Origin of the sequence: Mesorhizobium sp. GbtcB19 (genome assembly GCF_019091085.1) — a bacterium.
Classification (GTDB): Bacteria; Pseudomonadota; Alphaproteobacteria; order Rhizobiales; family Rhizobiaceae; genus Mesorhizobium.
Genome location: NZ_JAGXJY010000003.1, coordinates 442,366 through 462,657 on the forward strand (window position 1 = coordinate 442,366; position 20,292 = coordinate 462,657).

Here is a 20,292-nt window from a genome sequence, read left to right on the forward strand (position 1 = left end):
TGACGGTTCCACAATTTTGACGGCTTGGCTATCATCCATTGAACGAGAGTCGGGGCGTCGGGAGCAGCAATGACGAACGGCAAGCAGAACAGCGCGCTGGGCGCAGCTTATGCGGCGAAGCGGCCGGAAGACGTGGCCGCGATCTATGACAGCTGGGCGGACACCTACGATGCCGACATGTCGGCGGCAGGTTATCGCCACCCGACGATCTGCCTGGCGCTGCTTGCCCGGCACCTGCCGCGCGGCGCCGAACCCTTGCTCGACGCCGGCGCCGGCACCGGATTGATCGGCGAATGGCTCTCCATCACCGGCTACCCTAAGGTCGAGGCGCTCGACATCTCACAAGGCATGCTGGACAAGGCCGGCGCCAAGGGCGTCTACACGGCCCTGCATCGCCTGGCGATGGGCGACGCACTGCCCTTCGCCGACGGCGCCTATGCCGGCATCATTTCGGCCGGCGTCTTCACCTCCGGCCATGTCGGGGTCGAGGGCCTGGACGAGTTGATCCGCATCTGCCGTTCCGGCGGCGTCATCGTGCTGACTGTCAAGAACACGCTTTGGCAGGCCGGCTTCGCCGCGCGCATCGCCGAGCTCGAAGCGCAGGGCCGGCTGATGCGTGTCGAGGAAACGCGGCCCTACGCCTCGATGCCGGGCGAATCCGATACCGTGCCGAGCCGGGGCCTGGTGCTGCGCGTCAGCTGACCGGCCCGATGGTCAGGCCTTTATCTTTGTCCCGGCCGGGTCATGCATCGGCTCGAGATGGATCTTTGCCGGCGTGGCCTCCATCGCCACCACCAGCTGGTAGTCCCCAGAGGCGAGGAACTCGTCGCTGACGCCGTCGGCATTGCGCACATAGCCGTAGCCGATGTTCTTGCCCACCGTATAGCCATAGCCGCCGCTGGTCAGATAACCGACCGGCGCGCCATTGCGCAGGATCGTCTCGCGGCCGACCAGCACGATCTCCGGATCGTCGACCGTGAAGCCGGCAAAGCGTTTGGTCAGCGGCTTGCCGCTAGCTTTCTCCAGTGCCCTGCGTCCTACGAAATCCGTATTCTTGCGAAGCTTCACCGCCCAGCCGAGGCCCGCCTCCAGCGGCGTGTCGTTCGGCGTGATGTCGGAGCCCCAGGCGCGATAACCCTTCTCCAGCCGCAGCGATTCCAGCGCGCGGTAGCCAACCGGGCGAATGTCATGCGGCTTGCCCGCCGTCATCAGCGCTTCGAAGACCTCGCCCGTGGCGGCGATCGGCACATGCAGCTCCCAGCCGAGCTCCCCGACATAGGTGACGCGCAGCGCCTTCACGGTGTGGCCGGCAATCGCGATCTCGCGCGCATGGCCGAAGGGGAAGGCGGCGTTGGAGACGTCGGCCTCCGTCACCGCCGACAGCACGTCGCGGGCGTGTGGCCCCATCAGCGACAGCGTGCCGTACTCTTCCGTGACGTCGTTCAGCCTGGCGTGGAGGCCGGCGCCGATATGGTCGCCGATCCAGGACAGGTCATGCGTGCGGAAGCCGGTGCCGGTGACGATATAGAACCTGTCCTCGCCGAGCCGCGACACAGTGAGGTCCGCCTCGATGCCGCCGCGTGTGTTGAGCAACTGCGTGTAGGTGAGCCGCCCGACCGGCTTGTTGATGTCGTTGGCGCAGATCCAGTCGAGTGCCTTCAGCGCATCCGTACCGGTCAGCTCATATTTGGCGAAGGAGGACTGGTCGAAGATGCCGACCTTCTCGCGCACATGCCGGTGCTCGTCCCCGACCGGGCCGAACCAGTTCTGCCGGCCCATCGAATAGACGTCCTCGGCGGCCGCGCCGTCGGGCGCGAACCAGTTCGGCCGCTCCCAGCCGAGCTTGGAGCCGAACACGGCGCGATGTTTCTCCAGCCGCTCATAGAGCGGCGAGACGATACGCGGCCGTCCCGACAGATATTCCTCATGCGGGAAGCCGATCGTGTAATGCTTGCCATAGGCTTCCAGCGTGCGGTCGCGGACCCAGTCGCGGTCGCGATGCAGGCCGGAAAAACGCCTGATGTCGACCACCCACAGGTCGAGTGGCGCCTCGCCGTCGACCACCCATTGCGCCAGCACCCAGCCGGCGCCGCCGCCCGATGCGATGCCGAAGGCGTTGAAGCCGGCGCCGACGAACATATTGGTGCATTCGGGCGCGACGCCGAGGATGAAGTTGCCGTCCGGCGTAAAGCTTTCCGGTCCGTTGATCATCTGCTTGACGCCGACGGTTTCCAGGGCGGGGACTCGCGCGATCGCCTGGGTCATATGCTGTTCGAAATGATCGTAGTCGTCGTCGAACAAGCGGAACTCCCAGTCGTTGGGAACATCGCCTGTCGTCCATGCCTGCGGATTGGGCTCATAGCCGCCCATCACCAGTCCGCCGACCTCTTCCTTGAAATAGGTGCGGCGGTCGGGGTCGCGGATCGTCGGCGCGTCGGTGGCGAGCCCCTCGATCTTCTCGGTAATGATATACTGGTGCTTGACCGGCTGCAGCGGCACGTTGATGCCGGCCATCGCGCCGACCTGTCGTGCCCATTGCCCGGCGCAGTTCACCACCTTGTCGCAGGCGATGTCGCCTTTTTCCGTCTTCACCGCGGTGATGCGGCCGTCCTTCATTTCAAAGCCGGTGACGCGCACGTCCTCGAACAGTTTCGCGCCATGCATGCGCGCGCCCCTGGCGAGCGACTGGGCGATGTCGGAGGGGCTCGCCTGCCCGTCGGTCGGCAACCACGAGGCGCCGACCAGATCGCCGGTCTCCATCAGCGGCCACATGCGCTTCACCTCGGCCGGCGACAGCAATTGCATGTCCATGCCGAAGCTCTTGGCCGTCGTCGCCAGCCGCTTGAACTCGGTCCAGCGGTCGGCGTTCGTCGCCAATCGAAGGCATCCGGTCATCTTCCAGCCGGTGGCCAAACCCGTCTCGGCCTCGAGCCCCTTGTAGAGCTCGACCGAATATTTGAGCACGCGCGTGATCGAGGCCGACGAGCGCAACTGCCCGACCAGCCCGGCCGCGTGCCAGGTCGAGCCCGAGGTCAGCTTGCCCTGTTCGAGCAGCACGACATCGGCCTTGTGGTCGCGCGCCAGGTGATAGGCGGTGGAACAGCCGATGATGCCGCCGCCGATGACGACGATCCCGGCATGGCTGGGCAGGGTCATGACTTTGGTCCGTATTTCGTCCGGTAGTTGTCAAGCGCCGCGTCGAGCCGCACGAGGTTCTCCTCGGTATAGGCGACGTAGTCGATGCCGGGCGCGTCGAGATAGAGCTCGGAGACCATGCTCCACATCGCCTCGCGCAGCAGCGATGCGCATTGCATGGCGGCGTGCGAGCGGCGGATTTCGGTGTCCGGCTCCTTCATGAAATAGGCGGTCATGAAGGCGAAGGACTCGTCGTCGCTCATGCCGGCATTCGAGGCGACGCCGGCAAGGTCGAACATCGCCGTGTTGAAGCCGGCATATTCGAAATCGATCAGCCACAGCCGCTGGCCGTCGTCGAGGATATTGGCCGGCAAAAGATCATTGTGGCCGAACACGATCGGCAAAAGCTTCTGCGCCCGCTCGAGCTCGTCGGCGAGCGAAAGATAGCGCGGCAACTGGTCCTTCTTGCGGCTGCCGCCTTCGTCCAGCGTGCGCGCATAGTCGCGGATAACGTGAAACACCCAGAACATGAAGCCGGCGCCGGAGACATAGTTCGGCATCTCGCGATGGAAGCCGCGCAGGAGCGCCGCCACGCGGCCGAGATTGGCCCGCACGTCCTCGCCGAGAAAGGTCTTCGCGCCGAGAAACGCCGTCACCAGAATGCCGGGCTCGGAATAGTGGACGGCCGGCGCCAAGCCGGCCGCGTGCGCGGCGCGCGCCGTCATCACCTCGCGCTCGCGGAAGACATGATGGAACGGGAAATCCTGGCCGAAGCGCACGACATGGCGCCCGGCGGCGTCCGTGACGATATAGTTGGCGTTGCTGAGGCCGCCCGGCAGCGGCGCGATCTCGATGCTGCCGCTCCAGCACGGCAAGGCGCGGATACGGTCTTCGGCAGTCACGGCTTTGCTCCGGCCCAAGCCGGTCCTCCGGAAAACAGCGATGGGAAAAAACAAAAAAGCCTCGTCGGTGCGAGACGCCAGGATCGGTATCCCGCACCGCACCGACGAGCCCCTTGGCCAGGTTTAGGATCCCGGCATCCGCCCCCGCGGATTCGATAAAAGCCCGCGCCTGGCTGTTTCCAGACGATCTGGTCACTAGGTTGCGGCTCTGCCATTACCCTCCCGCTAGCAGTTCCGAGCCTTGTCACTTGCAAGCACTCTCATGCCGTGGTGGCGGAACTGTCAATCAAAAGCTGTGACCTTTTTTGGGTGTTTTGCCCGAAAATATAAGCAACTCCTTTCAAAGCGTTGTCAAAGCCTTAAATTCGGTCAAAATCCCGGACATCCACATGATCCATTCGAAACGGCATGGCGAGATCCTGCGACTCCTCAAGGAGGAGGGCACGATCACCATAGCCAGCCTCGCCGAACGTCTCGGCGTCTCGCTGGAAACGGTGCGGCGCGACGTCAAGCCCCTCGCCGATGACGGCTCGGTGCTGAAGATGCACGGCGCGGTGGGGCTTGCCTCGATGGTGGGCGAGGCGCCGTTCGAGCGGCGCATGCGCGAGAATGCCGAAGCCAAGCGCCTGATCGCCAGGATGGTCGCGGCCACCATCCGCGACGGCGAGGCGGTCATGCTCGACACCGGCACGACCACATCCTTCCTGGCGCGCGAGCTGCTCGGGCACCGCCGGCTGACGGTGGTCACCAATTCCTCCGACATTGCCCGCACGCTGGCGACGGTCAACGGCAACAAGGTTTATATGGCGGGCGGCGAGCTGCGCAGCGATTCAGGCGCGGCTTTCGGCATTTCGGCAATCGAGTTCGTCAGCCGTTTCTCGGTCGATCATGCGGTGATCTCGATCGGCGCGGTCGACGCCGTTGCCGGCTTGACCGATTATGATCTGGACGAGGCGGAATTCGCCCGCATGGTGCTGTCGCGCGGCCAGCGCTCTTTGGTCATCACCGACCACACCAAGTTCGGCCGCCAGGGCCTTGTCCGGGTCTGCGGCTTCGACGGCTTTTCCGAGCTTGTCACCGACCAGCCGCCGCCGCATGACGTCGCCGCCGCGCTGAGCCAGGCCGGCGCGCGCCTGACCATTGCGACGGCCTGAAATTACCCAGGAAAAAAGAAGCTAGCCGAACACCAGCGATTGATGCGCCGCGACCCCGGCCATGGCGCCGCCCGACACCGCGAAGGCGATGTTGTGCATCATGCGCGCGGCGTCTCCGGCCGCGAACACGCCGGGCACCGATGTCTGCTGCTTGTCGTCGACCACGATCGCCCGGCCAAGCGGGCCTTCATTGAAGGCGCAGCCCAACTGCTCGGCGAGCGGGCTTGCCATTTCGTTGCGTGGCGCGGTGAACAACGCCCGCACGCTTGCGCTGCGGCCGTCATCGAGCCTGACGGCCAGGCCGCCCGATCCGTCTTCCTGCACTTCGCTCACCTTGGCCGGCTCGAAGCGGATCATGCGTTGCTCCAATGCCCGCGCCTCGTCGGCGTCCGGTTCCAACAGCCCGTTGGCGAACAGCGTGACGTCGCCCCAGTCGGAGATCAGCTCGGCCTGGTGCAGCGACATCGGTCCGGTCGCCAGCACCCCGAGCGGCCCGCCGGCCACCTCGTAACCGTGGCAATAGGGGCAATGCAGCACCGTCTTGCCCCACTGCGCGGCAAGGCCGGGAACCTCCGGCAGGATGTCGCGGACGCCGGTGGCGAGCACCAGCCGCGTCGCGCCGAAACTCTCGCCGTTGTCCGTCGCGACCTCGAAGCCATTGCCGGTGATCGAGGCCTTCTCGGCGCGGGCATCGATCGCAGTGACGGTGGGATAGGCAAGCAACTGTGCCTTGGCCTCGTCGAGAATGTCCGAGGGCGAGCGCCCGTCCTGGCCGAAGAAGCCATGCGAATGTTCGGCGAAGCGGTTCCGCGGCTTTCCGGCATCGATCACCAGCACCTTGCGCCGTCCGCGCGCCGCATACATGGCGGCGGACAGGCCGGCGAAGCTGCCGCCGACGACGATCACATCATACTGCATGGCTGGATATTCCAATCAGGTCGTAACGGCGGCGGAAATCGGCCGTCAGGTCGGCCAGCGTGATATGGCTGAGCCTTTCGGCAAGCAGCCTCTCCGCCTCCAGGCGAAAATCGTCGAGCACGGCGATCACCGCCTGCTCGACCAGGCATCCGGGACTTTCCGGCTCGGTGCTGAACGGCAGCAGTGTCTCGCCAAGCGCCGCGCTGATCTCGGCCAGCGAGATCCTGTCCGGCGCGCGGCCGAGCTGCCAGCCGCCGCCATGGCCACGTGACGAGGTGACGATGCCCGCCTCGCGCAGCCCGGCGATGGTGCGGCGCACGACCACCGGATTGGTGTGGATGAAGCCGGCAAGCTGCTCGGAGGTCAGCGCCCGGTCGGGGGCGTCGGCCATATGGACGAGGATATGCAGGGTCGAGGACAGTCGGCTGTTGCGCTTCATGTAACTTAATTAGTTACGAATGGCGCCGATGTCAAACCTCCTTGGATCGCCGCGAAGATCGGCCCGATGTCAGGCCGGAAAGACCATCCGGAAACAGGCGCCGCCGGCCTTGCCGTCGAGCACCTCGACCTTGCCGCCATGCAACTGCATCAGGTCGCGCACCAGGTTCAGGCCGAGGCCGGCGCCGTGATCCTGCGGGTGCAAGCGGTAGAACGGCTCGAAGATGCGCTCGCGCTCGGACGGCGGCACGCCGTCGCCTTCGTCCAGCACTTCGATCATCGCGGGCGACCGGATGCTGATCGATATGCGGCCGGCCTTGCCGCCATGATCGATCGCGTTCTGGACGAGATTGGTCACGGCGCGCTCGATCGCCGTGCGGTCGCCGCGCACGATCAGCTTTTCCTTCGCCGGCTCGAACGACATCTCGTAGCCGGCGGCAAAAGCCATCGGCGCCAGGTCGAGCACGACGTTGCGGGCGAGGGCGACCAGGTCGACCGGTCCGAAATGCTCGGCCTGGCGGTCGAGCCGCTGCAGGTCGAGCAACTGGTCGGCGAGCGTCGACAGCCGCGCGGCATCCTGCAGCAGCCTGGCGCGCTCGGGCGTCGCCGGCAGCGCGGCGAGCCGCGTGTTGAGGATGGCGACCGGCGTTCGGAGCTCATGCGCGGCATCGCTCAGGAAGCGCTTGTGCCGCGCGTAACCGGCATCGAGTCGCGACAGCGCCGCGTTGACCGCATCGACCAGCGGCGTGACTTCCTTCGGCACGCCGTCCAGCGGCAGCTGCACGCCGCGCTTGTCGATGTCGATCTGCCCTGCCGCCCGCGCCGCGTTGCCAAGGCCGGAAAGCGCGCCGCGTACCACCCAGGGCGTTGCCAACAGCGTCGCCAGCGCCATCAGCCCGGCCAGCGGCAGGATGCCCTGCAGGAAGAGCTCAGGCGCCGATCCGAGCACGCGCAGCAACGAAAGCTCGCCCTTGGTGCCGCTCATGATCTGGACCTTGCCGGCCGCCGTGTCCGTCCAGCGGATCTTTCCGCCCGGCGGCGCGGCGTCGCCGATGGCGGGATCGATGCGGGCATCGCCGATATTGTCCAGCAGTGCGACGAAGGGCTGGAATTTTGCCGGCACCGTCCCTTCCTGAAGCCGGTGTCCTTCCTTGTCGCGGATGATGAACCAGAGGTCCGGAACATCCGACCGCAGCTTCGCCAGATCGGAATTTTCCTTCAGCACCAGCGCGCCATTGGTGTCGCGCGCCACCGCATCCGCCAGCACGTCCATGGTGCCGTCCTCATAGTCGTGCGGAATGATGCCGGTGGCCAGCATGACACCGATGATGCCGGCGATGATCAACGTCAGCATCACGCATTGCAGGATGGCGATGCGCAGCACCAGGCTCCATTTCAGCGAGCGCGGCCGGCGAAGGCTCATGTCGTCTCGCGCAGCAGGTAGCCGACGCCGCGTATGCCGTTGATGACCACCCCGCCATCGGCCTCGGCGAGCTTGCGGCGCAGCCGCGACACATGGGTGTCGAGCGCGTTGGACTGGATCTCGTCGTCGAGCCCGAACACGGCTTCCATCAAGGCCTCGCGCTGCACCATACGGCCGGTGCGCCGCATCAGCGCTTCCAGCACCAGCAATTCACGCCGCGGCAGGGTGAGCGGCTCGCCGCGGATCGAGGCCTCGCGATGGCCGACATCGAGCGAAAGATGGCCGGCGCGGATGGTCTGCGTCTCGATCGCCGCCGGGCGCCTCAGCAATGCCCTCAGCCGCGCCAGCAGTTCCTCGAAGGCGAAGGGCTTGGCCAGATAGTCGTCGGCGCCCATGTCGAGCCCGTCGACCTTGTCGGCAATGTCGCCCCTCGCCGTCAGCATCAGCACCGGCGTCGTGTTCCTCGCGGCGCGAAGTCTTGGCACCAGCGTCAGCCCGTCGCCATCCGGCAACTGCCGGTCGAGCAGGATCGCGTCGTAGCCGTCGACGGCGACGAACCCTTCCGCTTCCAGCAGCGAGGCGGCGTGATCGACCACCATGTCGTGCCGCTTCAGCGCCGCCCGCAGCGCCGAAACCATTTCCGGCTCGTCCTCGACCAGCAGGATACGCATTGAAAACCTCTTACGCTCGCGACTTCTTACAATCCCTGCCGGCTATCGCGCCAGGATTGCGTAAACATGGCGCCAGTTCTCGCTGCCGGCAGCGAGCCTTTTCTTTCGCGAAGCCATAACATCCGCAATGTCCATGCAATCCGCTGCTCTCAAACAGCGCCTCGTCGAAGACCGGGCAACCGAATCGCCCGCGGAAAACAATGAGGTCAACATGCCTGCAAATGACGCTTTGTCCTTCTTGATGGCCTGGACGCTGGCGCCGTTCCGGATGGGCTCGGTCACGCCCTCCAGTCCCAGCCTTGCGGCGCTGATGACGCGTGAGATTGGGCCCGACACAGGTCCGGTGCTGGAGCTCGGGCCGGGCACTGGTCCTTTCACGCGCGCCCTGCTGCAGCGCGGCGTTAGCGAAAACGACCTGACGTTGGTCGAGTCCGATCCGGATTTCGCCGCGCTGCTCGCCCGCCGCTTCCCGACGGCGCGCATCGTCGAGATGGACGCGGTCGGCCTGCGCCATCTGCCGCTGTTCGATGGCCCGGTCGTCGGCGCGGCTGTCAGCGGCTTGCCGTTTCGGCTGATATCGCCGCGCAAATCATCCGCCATCCTCGAAGGCGTTTTTGCCGCTCTTCGGCCGGGTGCAGCCCTCTACCAGTTTACCTTTGGCCGTCGCTGCCCTTTCGATCAGACGGTCCTCGACCGGCTCGACCTCGAGGCGGTCCGCATCGGCGGCACCTTCCGCAACTTTCCGCCGGCGACGGTCTATCGTGTCTCCAGGATCAAGAGCCTCAGCACCTATGACTGGCGCTTCTCATGACCGATCTCCTGTCGGCGATGCTGGGACTTGGCCTGTTCGGTGCCGCCTGCCTGGCCTTTACCGAAAAGATCCTGCCTGCGCCGCCGTCGCATGTGTTGCTGCTCTTTCTCGGCATGACCAGGGCGTCCGATCTTGCGGCGCTCGGCACCCTGCTCATGGTGACGACGTTGGCTTCGACAGCCGGCTGCCTGTTCTGGTTCGCGCTGGGTGGCCGGCTCGGGCCGGCCCGTGCCGACACGCTGGCCCGGCGTTGCGGCCGCTACATCTTCCTGCGCCACGAAACCTATCTGCGGTTTTCCGGCGCGTACCGCCGCAATCACATGCGCGCCTCGCTGCTGGCGCAGTTCGTGCCCACGGTGCGCAATTACCTGCCGATTGCCGCCGGTGCGCTGCGCCTGCCGGCTTTGCCCTTCGCTTTGGCCACCCTGCTTGGCGCGATGCTGTGGAATGCTTCCTTCCTTCTTGCCGGCTACGCGATGCGCGACAGCGTCCACGATCTGCCCACGGTGGCGTTTCGCATCATGGCTGTCGTGCTCGCCCTGGAAATCGCGTTCCTCGTCGCGCTGCGCTCCCACTGGCGCCGCGTTGCAGGAGGGTAGACGCTGCCCGGCGCAAACGATGCGCTGCCCCCGCTTTCTTTCCCGCACGCGCCGGTGTTTAGTCCGGCCATGGCCTTCACCATCCGTCAACTCCAGTTCTTCGTCGCTGTCGCCGAGCAGGGCACCGTCTCGGGTGCCGCCCAGAACCTCTCGATTTCGCAATCCTCGGTCACCGAGGCGATCAAGGAGCTGGAGAGCGACCTCGGCGTCGAGCTCTTCGAGCGCCATCCGCGCGGCCTCAACATCACCCACAAGGGCCACCAGTTCCTGCGCCACGCGACAAAAATCCTGGCCGATGTCTCCGACGCGCGCCGTTCCTTTTCCAGCGAGCAGGCCGTCGCCGGCGGCCGCCTGCAACTCGGCGTCACCTCGCTGGTCGCCGGCTATGTGCTGTCCGATCTGCTCGCCCGCTACCGCCGCGCCTATCCGGGCGTCGAGGTTTCGGCCATCGAGGACAATGGCGACTATCTCGAGCATCTTCTGGTCGGCGGCAAGCTCGACATTGCCGTCATGGTCACGTCCAATTTGCGCGACCGCACCGCGCTGCAGTCGGAAATCCTGGAAGTCTCGGCCTACCGGCTGTGGATCCCGCTCAGCCACAGGCTGGCCAGCGCCGACATCATCGGCATCGGCGATATCGCGTCCGAGCCGCTGATCATGCTCACAGTCGACGAGATCGAGGAGAACACGGGCAAGCTCTTGTCGGCGATCGGCGCCAGGCCGCATGTCGCTTTCCGCACGCGTTCGGTGGAAGCGGTTCGCAGCCTGGTCGCCACGGGCGCCGGCGTGGCGCTCCTGCCGGACCTTGTCTACCGGCCCTGGTCGCTGGAAGGCGACCGCATCGAATCGCGCGACATTTCCGGCTCGCTGCCGGTGGTCCAGGTCGGCATGGTCTGGCGCCGCGGCTCCAGCCTGCCGCAGGCCGCGCGCGATTTCATCGGCCTCGCCCAGTCGCAGCGCATGGTTCGCCGCTAGAGCAATTCCAGGAAAAGTGCGAGCGGTTTTCTGTCCGGAATTGCGTAAAAACAAAGAGATAGGGAGTTTCACCGTTTCCATGAAACGGTGAAACTCCTAGCCGATATCGCCAGTCTTGCGCTTGCGCCTTGTGACAAAAACGGCCTCCGCCTTGAACGAGCCGATCGGGGCAACCTCGAAGCGGCCGGCGCCGGCCAGCCTGACGGCGCGCCGGAACGTCGGACACTCCATCGGCCGGGCGGCCGGACATCGGGCGGCGTGACGTAAAGCCTCTCTGATCGTGGTCAGGCGCTGGATGGTGCGGTCCAGCTCGTCCGCCTTGGCATCCAGGCGCCCTCGATCCATTTTCGCCAGGCCGTCGGGCATCAGCATCGCGGAAATCTCGTCCAGTGCAAATCCACCCGCGCGTCCAAGCGCGATCAAGGCAAGCCGTTCCAGGACGGCCGGATCGAACAGGCGGCGCAGGCCGCGACGGCCGGTCGAGGCGATGAGGCCTTTCTCTTCGTAGTAGCGAAGCGTCGAGGAGGGGACGCCGGTGCGGCGCGACACTTCGGCAATGTCCAAGTCTTTCATGCTTGCACTCATCTTTCATGCTTGACCTCAAGTCGGCTTGAACTCGTAGAGTGCCGGCAGCGATCGATGAGGGCAACTGAAGCGAGGTCCGCCATGCCGCAATCCGCGCAGCCAAACACACAGCAAGCCGCTCTCTGGAACGACGCCAGCGGAAAGGCCTGGGTCGAGATGCAGCCGATCCTCGATGGCGTGCTATCGCCGTTCGAGAGCCTGGTGGTGGATGCCGGCTATCCCGGAGAAGGGGGCAATGTCCTGGACATCGGCTGTGGCGCCGGCGCCACGACTCTGGCGATGGCGCGCCGCCTTGGCAATGGCGGCCGATGCGCCGGGCTCGATATCTCGCGGCCGCTCGTCGCCCTGGCGACGGAGCGCGCGCGGGTTGAAGAGGTGGCAAACGCAAGGTTTGAAGTCGGCGATGCTCAGCTGTATGCGTTCGAATCGGGGCACTTCGATGCCGTTGTCTCGCGCTTTGGCGTCATGTTCTTCGATGATCCTGTGGCGGCGTTCAGCAACATAAGACAGGCCGCAAGGCGCGGCGGTAAACTCGCCTTTGTCGCCTGGCGCAGTCCGGCCGAGAATGATTTCATGACGACCGCCGCGCGGGCGGCCGCGCCCTTCCTGCCGCCCGCGCCCGCGCCAGACCCCGAGGCGCCGGGGCAGTTTGCCTTTGCCGACGGCGCCAGGGTGAGGCGGATCCTTGAAGCGAGCGGCTGGTCGTCAGTCAAAATCGAACGGGCGGACGTTCCGTGTCAGATCGCCGAAAGCCATTTGATGACATATGCCACCCGGCTGGGACCGGTGGGCGCCGCCCTGCGCGAGCTTGACCGAGCAACTGCCGAAAAAGTCACCGCGGCCTTGCCCGCTGCATTCGCGCCTTTCGTGGCCGACGGCAAGGCTCGTTTCATCGCTGCCTGCTGGCTGGTCACGGCACTGGCTTGAGGGCGGTTTGATATCGGAAAAACCGATATCGGCTTTCTGATAAATGAATTTGCGAAACCGGATTTTTCACAGCACCTTTCGCCCAGGGAACAAAGCCGCGCCCTGAGAGCGCTGCTGGCAGAGCACGATGTGTCCTGTCGCTTTTGAGTCTGCGCATGATCCTTTCCGAAACCGGACCGGTTTCTGGGTCATGCGCCAAAATGGGAGATCGACGATGAATGCATTCCTGAAGTCGTGCACGGCGCTGACTGTCGCGCTGACTTTTTCCGGTCAGGCCATGGCCCAGGTCAAGGAAATCGGCAAGGGCGAGGGCGAGGTCAACATCGTCGCCTGGCCGGGCTACATCGAGCGCGGCGAGACCGACAAGGGTTATGACTGGGTGACGGCTTTCGAGAAGGAAAGCGGCTGCAAGGTCAACGTCAAGACCGCCAACACCTCGGATGAAATGGTCTCGCTGATGAACGAGGGCGGCTTCGACCTGGTCACCGCTTCGGGCGATGCATCGCTGCGCCTCGTTGCCGGCAAGCGCGTGCAGCCGATCAACACCGATCTCATCAAGAGCTGGAAGACCGTCGACGACCGCCTGAAGGACGCGCCCTGGTTCACTGTCGACAAGGTGCATTACGGCGTTCCCTACCAGTGGGGCCCGAACATCCTGATGTACAACACCGACGTCTTCAAGGAAGCGCCCAAGAGCTGGAACGTCGTCTTCGAGGAAATGAAGCTGCCCGACGGCAAGTCGAACAAGGGACGCGTCCAGGCCTATGACGGCCCGATCCACATCGCCGACGCCGCCAATTACCTGATGTTCCACAAGCCGGAACTCGGCATCAAGGACCCCTACGAGCTCAACGAAGACCAGTACAAGGCGGCGCTCGGGTTGCTGCGCACGCAGCGCACGCTGGTCGGCCGCTACTGGCACGATGCCGCGATCCAGGTCGACGATTTCCAGAACGAGGGCGTGGTCGCGTCCGGCTCCTGGCCTTATCAGGTCAACACGCTGGTCGCCGCCAAGAAGCCGGTCGCCTCGACCGTGCCGGAAGAAGGCGTCACCGGCTGGGCCGACACCACCATGATGGAAGCCGACGCCGCTCATCCGAACTGCGCCTATATGTGGCTCGAGCATTCGCTCTCGCCGAAGGTCCAGGGCGACGTCTCGGCCTGGTTTGGCTCGCTGCCCGTCGTGCCCGCCGCCTGCAAGGGCAATGAGCTTTTGACCGACGAAGGCTGCAAGACCAACGGCTACGACAATTTCGACAAGATCAAGTTCTGGAAGACGCCGGTGTCGAAATGCGCCAGCCAGAACGACCAGTGCGTGCCCTATTACCGCTGGGTGTCGGACTATATCGGCGTCATCGGCGGGCGGTAATCGGCTTTACCCTCCCCCTTTGTAGGGAGGGTCGACGCTTGAGCGTCGGGGTGGGGGGCTGTCTGATAGGTTCGCGCTATCACCCCCCACCCGCAGCTTCGCCGCGACCTCCCCCATCGAGGGGGAGGCAGGCGTCGCGCATCTCCTCTAAACCGGCAACGAAACAAACAGACTCATGACCTCTGCCGTTTCCTTCAAAAAAGTCTCGCGCCATTTCGGCAGCGTGCGCGCCGTCGACGCGGTCGATCTGGAGATCGCCGCGGGCGAATTCTTCGCCATGCTCGGGCCGTCAGGCTCCGGCAAGACGACCTGCCTGCGGCTGATCGCCGGGTTCGAGCAGCCGACGGCCGGATCGATCTCGATCTTCGGCGAGCGCGCCGAAGGCGTTCCGCCCTATCGCCGCAACGTCAACACCGTTTTCCAGGATTACGCGCTGTTCCCGCATCTGAACGTTCTGGACAACGTCGCCTACGGCCTGATGGTCAAGGGTGTCGGCAAGGCAGAGCGGCTGAAGGCGGCGGAAGAGGCGCTTTCCCTCGTTAGACTTCCGGGCTACGGCACGCGCCGCCCAGGCCAGCTCTCCGGCGGCCAGCGCCAGCGCGTCGCGCTCGCCCGTGCGCTTGTCAACCAGCCCAAGGTGCTGCTGCTCGACGAGCCGCTCGGCGCGCTCGACCTCAAGCTGCGCGAGAACATGCAGGAGGAATTGAAGTCGCTGCAGAAGGTGCTCGGCATCACCTTCGTCTTCGTCACCCACGACCAGGGCGAGGCGCTGTCCATGGCCGACCGCGTCGCCGTCTTCAACGACGGCAGGATCATGCAGGTCGGCACGCCGGAAGATATCTACCAGCGGCCGAACACGCGCTTCGTCGCCGATTTCGTCGGCTCGTCCAACGTGCTGCCGCCGGATTTCGTGCAGCGCTATTCCGGCCAGCACCGCTGGGGCAGTCTCCGCCCCGAATCCATCCGCGTTTCGAACGCGACCAGCGGCGATGGCGTTGCCGCGCGTCTGGTCGGGACCAACTATCTCGGCGCCACCACGAGGCTGGCGCTCGATGCCGATGGGCTGAGGCTGCATGCGGTGGTGCCGGCGGGAACGTCGCTGCCGGCGGAAGGCGAGGCGGTGATGCTCACCTTCAACCGCGACAGCCTGCATCTAATGGACGAGCCGGCATGATGAAGGTTGGCGCGAAGGATCACGGCCTCGGTCTGCACGCGGTGGCGCCATGACCATCGCCGTTGTTCAATCCAACCCTACCCCCGCCATCCTGCCCGGCAGCGGCGGCCTGCGTGGTGCCCTGTCCGACCTGTTCTGGCGCCGTCCGAAATTCCTGCTCCTCTTGATGCTCCTGCCGCCTGTGCTATGGCTCGGCATCGTCTATATCGGCTCGCTCTTCGCGCTGCTCGCGCAGAGCTTCTTCTCCATCGACGAGTTCTCCGGCCTCATCAACCGCGAGTTCACCTTGAAAACCTATGGCGATCTGTTCCAGGCCGCCAATCTCGACATCATCCTGCGCACGGTGACGATGGCGGCGCTGGTCACGCTCGCCTCGGCGGTCATTGCCTTTCCCATTGCCTATTACGCGGCGCGTTATGCGCGCGGCCGCTGGAAGGCGCTGTTCTATCTCGGCGTCATGCTGCCGTTGTGGTCGAGCTACCTGGTCAAGATCTATGCCTGGAAGCTGATCCTCGCCAAGGAAGGCATCCTCACCTGGCTGCTCGCCAAGCTCAACCTTTTGTGGTTGCTCGAAGGCTGGCTGTCGCTGCCGATCGTGGGCGGCAATTCGCTCTCGGTGTCCTTCACGGGGACCTTCATCGTCTTCGTCTATGTCTGGCTGCCTTTTATGATCCTGCCGGTGCAGGCGGCGCTCGAGCGCGTGCCCGGTAATCTGGTCGAGGCCTCGTCCGATCTCGGCGCCTCGCCGGGCCAGACTTTCCGCAATGTGCTTTTCCCGCTGGCGCTGCCCGGCATCGTCGCCGGCTCGATCTTCACCTTTTCGCTGACCTTGGGTGATTACATCATTCCGCAGATCATCGGCACCTCGCGGCTCTTCATCGGCCAGGCCGTCTATTCGCAGCAGGGCACCGCCGGCAACATCCCGCTCGCAGCAGCCTTCACCGTGGTGCCCATCGTCATCATGGGCTTCTACCTCTGGGGCGCCAAGCGCATGGGGGCTTTCGATGCGCTCTGACCGTGGTCAACGTGCTCCGCTCGGCCTGAAGGTCGCCGCCGCCTGCGGCCTGCTCTTCCTGCACCTGCCGATCCTTTTGATCTTCGTCTACGCCTTCACGACGGAAGAGAAGAGCTTCGTCTGGCCCCCGCCAGGGCTGACCACGCAGTGGTTCGCCGTCACCTGGAACCGCCCGGATGTCTGGGAGGCGTTGTCGCTCTCTGTCCGCGTTGCCGCCATCTCGACGGCGATTGCCCTGGTGCTCGGCACGCTTTGCGCGGCGGCTGTCTCGCAGACCCGATTCTTCGGCCGCGAAGCCATCTCTCTGCTGGTCATCCTGCCGATAGCTCTGCCCGGCATCATCACCGGCATCGCATTGCGTTCGGCCTTCGCGCTGGCCGACATTCCGTTCTCGTTCTGGACGATCGTGCTCGGCCACGCCACCTTCTGCGTGGTCGTTGTCTACAACAACGCCGTCGCCCGTTTCCGCCGCACCTCCGGTTCGATGATCGAAGCCTCGATGGATCTCGGCGCCGACGGTTTCCAGACGTTTAGGCATGTCGTGCTGCCCAACATCGCAACGGCGCTGCTCGCCGGCGGCATGCTCGCCTTCGCTCTGTCCTTCGACGAGGTCATCGTCACCACCTTCACCGCCGGCCAGCAGCAAACCGTGCCGATCTGGATGCTCGAGGAACTGATCCGGCCGCGCCAGCGCCCGGTCACCAATGTCGTGGCCATGGTCGTGGTGCTGGTGACGCTGCTGCCGATCCTTTTTGCCTATTACCTGACCCGCGACGGCGACCAGATCGCCGGCAGTGGAAAATGAAAATGGTGAATAGTGAATAGTGAGTAGTGAGTAGTGAGTAGTGAATGGAAGAAGAGACGGTGCTCGATCACTGCTGACTACCGACTACCGACTACCGACTACTGACTACTGACTATTCACCATTCACTATTCACCATTCACGTCTCTTCAAGGAGAACCCCAATGGACACCCAGATGCTGATCGGCTCGAAATTCGACAAGGGCACCGAGACCGAGGAGCCGATCCTCAATCCGAAGACCGGCGCGACGATCCTCAACCTGCCCGAAGCGAGCCCGGCGCAGATCGAGGCTGCTGTCAGTGCCGCCGCACAGGCGTTCGTCGGTTGGTCGCGCACGACGCCCGCGCAGCGCTCGGGCTATCTGCTCAAGATCGCCGACCGCATCGAGGCCGAAGCCAAGGAGTTCGCCGCGCTCGAGGCGCTGAATTGCGGCAAGCCGATCAATGCCGTGCTCAATGACGAGATCCCGGCGATCGTCGACTGCTACCGTTTCTTCGCCGGCGCGGTGCGCTCGATGCCGGGCCAGGTGGCGGGCGAATATATTCGGGGCCACACCTCGATGGTCAGGCGCGACCCGATCGGCATTGTCGCCTCGATCGCGCCCTGGAACTATCCGTTGATGATGATGGCCTGGAAGCTGGCGCCGGCGCTCGGCGGCGGCAACACTGTCGTCTTCAAGCCGTCCGAGCAGACGCCGCTGACGGCGCTGAAGCTGGCGAAGATCCTGGCCGAAATCCTGCCTGAGGGCGTCGTCAACGTCGTTCTCGGTCGTGGCGACAGCGTCGGCAACGCGCTGATCAACCATCCCAAGGTCAATATGATCTCGATCACCGGCGACGTCGCCACCGGCAAGAAGGTGCTGCAGGCCGCCGCCAAGTCGGTCAAGCGCACGCATCTGGAACTGGGCGGCAAGGCGCCGGTCATCGTCTTCGACGACGCCGACCTCGGCGCCGTGGTCAATGGGTTGCGCGCCTTCGGCTACTACAATGCCGGCCAGGATTGCACCGCCGCCTGCCGCATCTATGCCGGCAAGAAGGTCTACGACAAGCTCGTCGCCGATCTCTCCTCGGCAGTCTCGACCATCAAGTACAACCAGCCTGACGACACCGAAAACGAGATCGGGCCGCTGATCTCGCGCCGCCAGCGTGACCGCGTGTCGAGCTTTGTCGAGCGCGCCTCGGAGCTGAAGCACATCGAGATCACCACCGGCGGCAGGCCGGGCGAGGGCTCCGGCTTCTACTACCAGCCGACGGTCGTCGCCGGCGCGCTGCAGGAAGACGAGATCGTGCGCCGCGAAGTGTTCGGCCCGGTCGTCTCGGTCACCCGCTTCTCGGATGTCGACGAGGCGGTGAACTGGGCGAACGACAGCGACTACGGCCTTGCCTCGTCGGTGTGGACCAAGGATGTCTCGCGCGCCATGGCGACGGCTGCCCGCCTGCAATATGGCTGCACCTGGATCAATACCCACTTCATGCTGACCAATGAGATGCCGCATGGCGGCCTGAAACAGTCCGGCTACGGCAAGGACATGTCGCTCTACGCGCTGGAGGATTATACCGCCGTCCGCCACGTAATGGTCGCGCACGGGTAACATGATCTAAGGATGGCGGCTCACCGCCATCCTTAAGATATTCGCTGCGTCGTTGTCTGCATGTTAAGCGCCGCGCTACGCGGCCGTCCTGCCTTGCTCCGCCGATGCCGCGGGCTTGATGTTCTGGTTGACCCTGAAGACGTTGAAGGGGTCATAGGTGCGCTTCACCTGGCTTAGCCGCTCGTAGTTTGCGCCATAGCTCGCCCGCACGCGCGCTTCTCCTTCGTCGTCCATCATGAAATTCACGTAACCGCCTTCGCCGTTATGGGGATGGATGTTGGCCCAGTAGTTCTTGGCCCATTTGGTGAGGTCGGCGGCCTTGCCCGGATCGGGATCGATGGCCGCGATGACCATCGACCAGGTCGCGTCGCGCGCGTTCCAGGCCGTCTCGTTCTTGCCGACGCGGCGAACGGCGCCGTCGATCGGGTAAAGATGCATGAGCGACAATTCGCTCGGCGCCTCGGCGGCCTGCGCGATATGGATCGCGATGGCTTCGTCGGGAAGCGACCTGACGAAATCGCCCCTCCAATACCATTGCAGGCCTTTCGGAAGCAGCGGGTCGAACATTGCCTGCAAGGCCGGGAACGGCATCACGCCCATCCAGTTGAAGATCGGCGGGGGCAGATTGTCGAGCAGTGGCGCCATGGCCTTGCGCCCGTCCTCCTCCGTGCCGTTGTAGCAGGAAATGATGGCGCAGGCGCGCTTGCCCCAATACTCGCGCGGGAAGGGATCGGTCGAGGGAACGGTTTTCAGGCCGACAAAGGCGCCGAGATCTTCGGGCGCCTCCGGCAAATAGTCGCGATAGGCTCGCATGACGGCCGGAGCGTCCTTGGCCTCCCAGAACACCGGGCCGCCGAAGATCATGTTCACAGGATGGGCCTGGAACAGGAAGCTGGTCACGACGCCGAAATTGCCGCCGCCGCCCCGCAGCGCCCAGAACAGGTCGGGGTTCTCAGCTTTGCTGGCTGTCACCACGCTGCCGTCGGCCAGCACCAGATCGGCCTCGACCAGATTGTCGATGGTGAGACCGTATCTGCGCGTGAGATAGCCCGTCCCGCCGCCGAGCGTTAGACCGGCAACGCCGGTGGTCGAGACGATACCGGCCGGAACAGCGAGCCCGAAAGGATGAGTGGCATGGTCCACGTCACCCGACGTGCAGCCGGGCCCGACCCTCACCGTGCGCGTTTTCGCATCGACATGGACCCCCTTCATCATCGAAAGGTCGATGACGAGGCCGTTGTCGCAGATCCCCAGCCCGGCGCCGTTGTGCCCGCCGCCGCGCACGGCGATCAGCAGATCGTTGTCGCGAGCGTATTTCACGGCGGTGATCACGTCGGCGACATCGGCGCAGCGCGCAATCAGCAGCGGGCGCTTTTCGATCATGCCGTTATAGACCTTGCGGGCCTCGTCATAGCCCGCATCGTCGCGCAGGATCACCTCTCCGCGCAGGCTTTCACGCAGTTTTGCATGGGTTTCGTCGGTCATCGGATTGCTCCCTTGATTGCGCCCACCGCCATGCGGCGTCGGCGCGCGCATTTGTTGCTTCGTTCTGCCGCCTCGACGGGCGGGTGCGTTGGATGGTGCAGGAAGAGCACATTGCACCAATCCGGCGCTTGCCGCTTCGCCCGAAAGGACCAGCGGGGCATGGCCCGTGAGAGCCATGGCAAGGCAGCCAAGCGGCGGCCAGGACTGGCCGTACCGGGTGCTAGGTCCCTGGCCTTGCCGATCTGATGATGACGAGCGGCCGCCCGCGTCGCGGCCACTCGTGCCTTCGCGCTCGCCTGCGGCCTCTCAGCCTTGG

General features: G+C 64.8%; 19 protein-coding genes. 11 read left to right on the plus strand and 8 right to left on the minus strand.

Features of this window, described 5'->3' with window-relative positions; all coding sequences use genetic code 11:
- Positions 1 to 69: 69 nt before the first annotated feature.
- Positions 70 to 702 (plus strand): class I SAM-dependent methyltransferase, encoded by a 633-nt coding sequence (locus KVT37_RS08790; protein WP_217571746.1) that lies wholly within the window; start codon positions 70 to 72, stop codon positions 700 to 702.
- A 12-nt stretch (positions 703 to 714) separates the two neighbouring features.
- Here the strand turns inward: KVT37_RS08790 and KVT37_RS08795 are convergent, their stop codons facing one another.
- Together KVT37_RS08795 and KVT37_RS08800 are read right to left on the minus strand one after the other, a co-directional pair.
- Positions 715 to 3,156, minus strand: coding sequence for an FAD-dependent oxidoreductase (locus tag KVT37_RS08795; RefSeq protein ID WP_217571747.1), 2,442 nt, complete (start codon positions 3,154 to 3,156; stop codon positions 715 to 717).
- Positions 3,153 to 4,037, minus strand: a complete 885-nt coding sequence (locus KVT37_RS08800) for a phosphotransferase family protein (RefSeq protein WP_217571749.1) — start codon at positions 4,035 to 4,037, stop codon at positions 3,153 to 3,155. Before KVT37_RS08800 ends, KVT37_RS08795 begins: the two co-directional genes overlap by 4 nt.
- Positions 4,038 to 4,426: 389 nt before the next feature.
- On the opposite strand from KVT37_RS08800, the gene KVT37_RS08805 reads away from it, so the two are divergent.
- Complete coding sequence (locus KVT37_RS08805; RefSeq protein ID WP_217571751.1) at positions 4,427 to 5,191, plus strand: DeoR/GlpR family DNA-binding transcription regulator; 765 nt, start codon at positions 4,427 to 4,429, stop codon at positions 5,189 to 5,191.
- 21 nt (positions 5,192 to 5,212) lie between these two features.
- Here the strand turns inward: KVT37_RS08805 and KVT37_RS08810 are convergent, their stop codons facing one another.
- From KVT37_RS08810 to KVT37_RS08825, 4 genes are all read right to left on the minus strand, one after another.
- Complete coding sequence (locus KVT37_RS08810; RefSeq protein WP_217571753.1) at positions 5,213 to 6,109, minus strand: NAD(P)/FAD-dependent oxidoreductase; 897 nt, start codon at positions 6,107 to 6,109, stop codon at positions 5,213 to 5,215.
- Positions 6,099 to 6,548, minus strand: coding sequence for an Rrf2 family transcriptional regulator (locus KVT37_RS08815; protein ID WP_217571755.1), 450 nt, complete (start codon positions 6,546 to 6,548; stop codon positions 6,099 to 6,101). The genes KVT37_RS08810 and KVT37_RS08815 overlap by 11 nt, the downstream gene beginning before the upstream one ends.
- A gap of 69 nt (positions 6,549 to 6,617) precedes the next feature.
- A complete protein-coding gene (locus KVT37_RS08820) occupies positions 6,618 to 7,970 on the minus strand; it encodes a HAMP domain-containing sensor histidine kinase (RefSeq protein ID WP_217571757.1) in 1,353 nt (450 codons plus the stop codon).
- On the minus strand, positions 7,967 to 8,641 hold the full coding sequence (locus KVT37_RS08825; protein WP_217571759.1) for a response regulator transcription factor: 675 nt from the start codon (positions 8,639 to 8,641) through the stop codon (positions 7,967 to 7,969). Before KVT37_RS08825 ends, KVT37_RS08820 begins: the two co-directional genes overlap by 4 nt.
- Before the next feature lie 211 nt (positions 8,642 to 8,852).
- Here KVT37_RS08825 and KVT37_RS08830 point away from each other — a divergent pair, with 211 nt between their 5' ends.
- From KVT37_RS08830 to KVT37_RS08840, 3 genes are all read left to right on the plus strand, one after another.
- Positions 8,853 to 9,452 carry a methyltransferase domain-containing protein gene (locus KVT37_RS08830; RefSeq protein ID WP_217571761.1) on the plus strand — a complete coding sequence of 200 codons (600 nt, stop codon included), beginning with the start codon at positions 8,853 to 8,855 and terminating at the stop codon, positions 9,450 to 9,452.
- Positions 9,449 to 10,051, plus strand: a complete 603-nt coding sequence (locus tag KVT37_RS08835; protein ID WP_217571763.1) for a DedA family protein — start codon at positions 9,449 to 9,451, stop codon at positions 10,049 to 10,051. Before KVT37_RS08830 ends, KVT37_RS08835 begins: the two co-directional genes overlap by 4 nt.
- A gap of 69 nt (positions 10,052 to 10,120) precedes the next feature.
- Positions 10,121 to 11,026, plus strand: a complete 906-nt coding sequence (locus tag KVT37_RS08840) for a LysR substrate-binding domain-containing protein (RefSeq protein ID WP_217571765.1) — start codon at positions 10,121 to 10,123, stop codon at positions 11,024 to 11,026.
- Between the two features lie 96 nt (positions 11,027 to 11,122).
- Here the strand turns inward: KVT37_RS08840 and KVT37_RS08845 are convergent, their stop codons facing one another.
- Positions 11,123 to 11,599: a helix-turn-helix domain-containing protein gene (locus KVT37_RS08845; protein ID WP_217571767.1), complete on the minus strand. Its 477-nt coding sequence runs from the start codon at positions 11,597 to 11,599 to the stop codon at positions 11,123 to 11,125.
- A gap of 93 nt (positions 11,600 to 11,692) precedes the next feature.
- On the opposite strand from KVT37_RS08845, the gene KVT37_RS08850 reads away from it, so the two are divergent.
- The 6 genes from KVT37_RS08850 to KVT37_RS08875 all read left to right on the plus strand — a co-directional run bounded on the left by KVT37_RS08850 (position 11,693) and on the right by KVT37_RS08875 (position 18,491).
- Complete coding sequence (locus KVT37_RS08850; RefSeq protein ID WP_217571769.1) at positions 11,693 to 12,538, plus strand: class I SAM-dependent methyltransferase; 846 nt, start codon at positions 11,693 to 11,695, stop codon at positions 12,536 to 12,538.
- A 214-nt stretch (positions 12,539 to 12,752) separates the two neighbouring features.
- Positions 12,753 to 13,907 carry an ABC transporter substrate-binding protein gene (locus tag KVT37_RS08855; protein ID WP_217571771.1) on the plus strand — a complete coding sequence of 385 codons (1,155 nt, stop codon included), beginning with the start codon at positions 12,753 to 12,755 and terminating at the stop codon, positions 13,905 to 13,907.
- Positions 13,908 to 14,082: 175 nt separating this feature from the next.
- Positions 14,083 to 15,081, plus strand: coding sequence for an ABC transporter ATP-binding protein (locus KVT37_RS08860; protein WP_217571773.1), 999 nt, complete (start codon positions 14,083 to 14,085; stop codon positions 15,079 to 15,081).
- A gap of 49 nt (positions 15,082 to 15,130) precedes the next feature.
- On the plus strand, positions 15,131 to 16,096 hold the full coding sequence (locus KVT37_RS08865; protein ID WP_217571775.1) for an ABC transporter permease: 966 nt from the start codon (positions 15,131 to 15,133) through the stop codon (positions 16,094 to 16,096).
- Positions 16,086 to 16,901 carry an ABC transporter permease gene (locus KVT37_RS08870; RefSeq protein WP_217571777.1) on the plus strand — a complete coding sequence of 272 codons (816 nt, stop codon included), beginning with the start codon at positions 16,086 to 16,088 and terminating at the stop codon, positions 16,899 to 16,901. Before KVT37_RS08865 ends, KVT37_RS08870 begins: the two co-directional genes overlap by 11 nt.
- A 162-nt stretch (positions 16,902 to 17,063) precedes the next feature.
- Positions 17,064 to 18,491, plus strand: coding sequence for a gamma-aminobutyraldehyde dehydrogenase (locus KVT37_RS08875; RefSeq protein ID WP_217571779.1), 1,428 nt, complete (start codon positions 17,064 to 17,066; stop codon positions 18,489 to 18,491).
- Positions 18,492 to 18,566: 75 nt separating this feature from the next.
- On the opposite strand, the gene KVT37_RS08880 is transcribed toward KVT37_RS08875, so the two are convergent.
- On the minus strand, positions 18,567 to 19,976 hold the full coding sequence (locus KVT37_RS08880; RefSeq protein WP_217571781.1) for an FAD-binding oxidoreductase: 1,410 nt from the start codon (positions 19,974 to 19,976) through the stop codon (positions 18,567 to 18,569).
- Positions 19,977 to 20,292 lie beyond the last annotated feature (316 nt).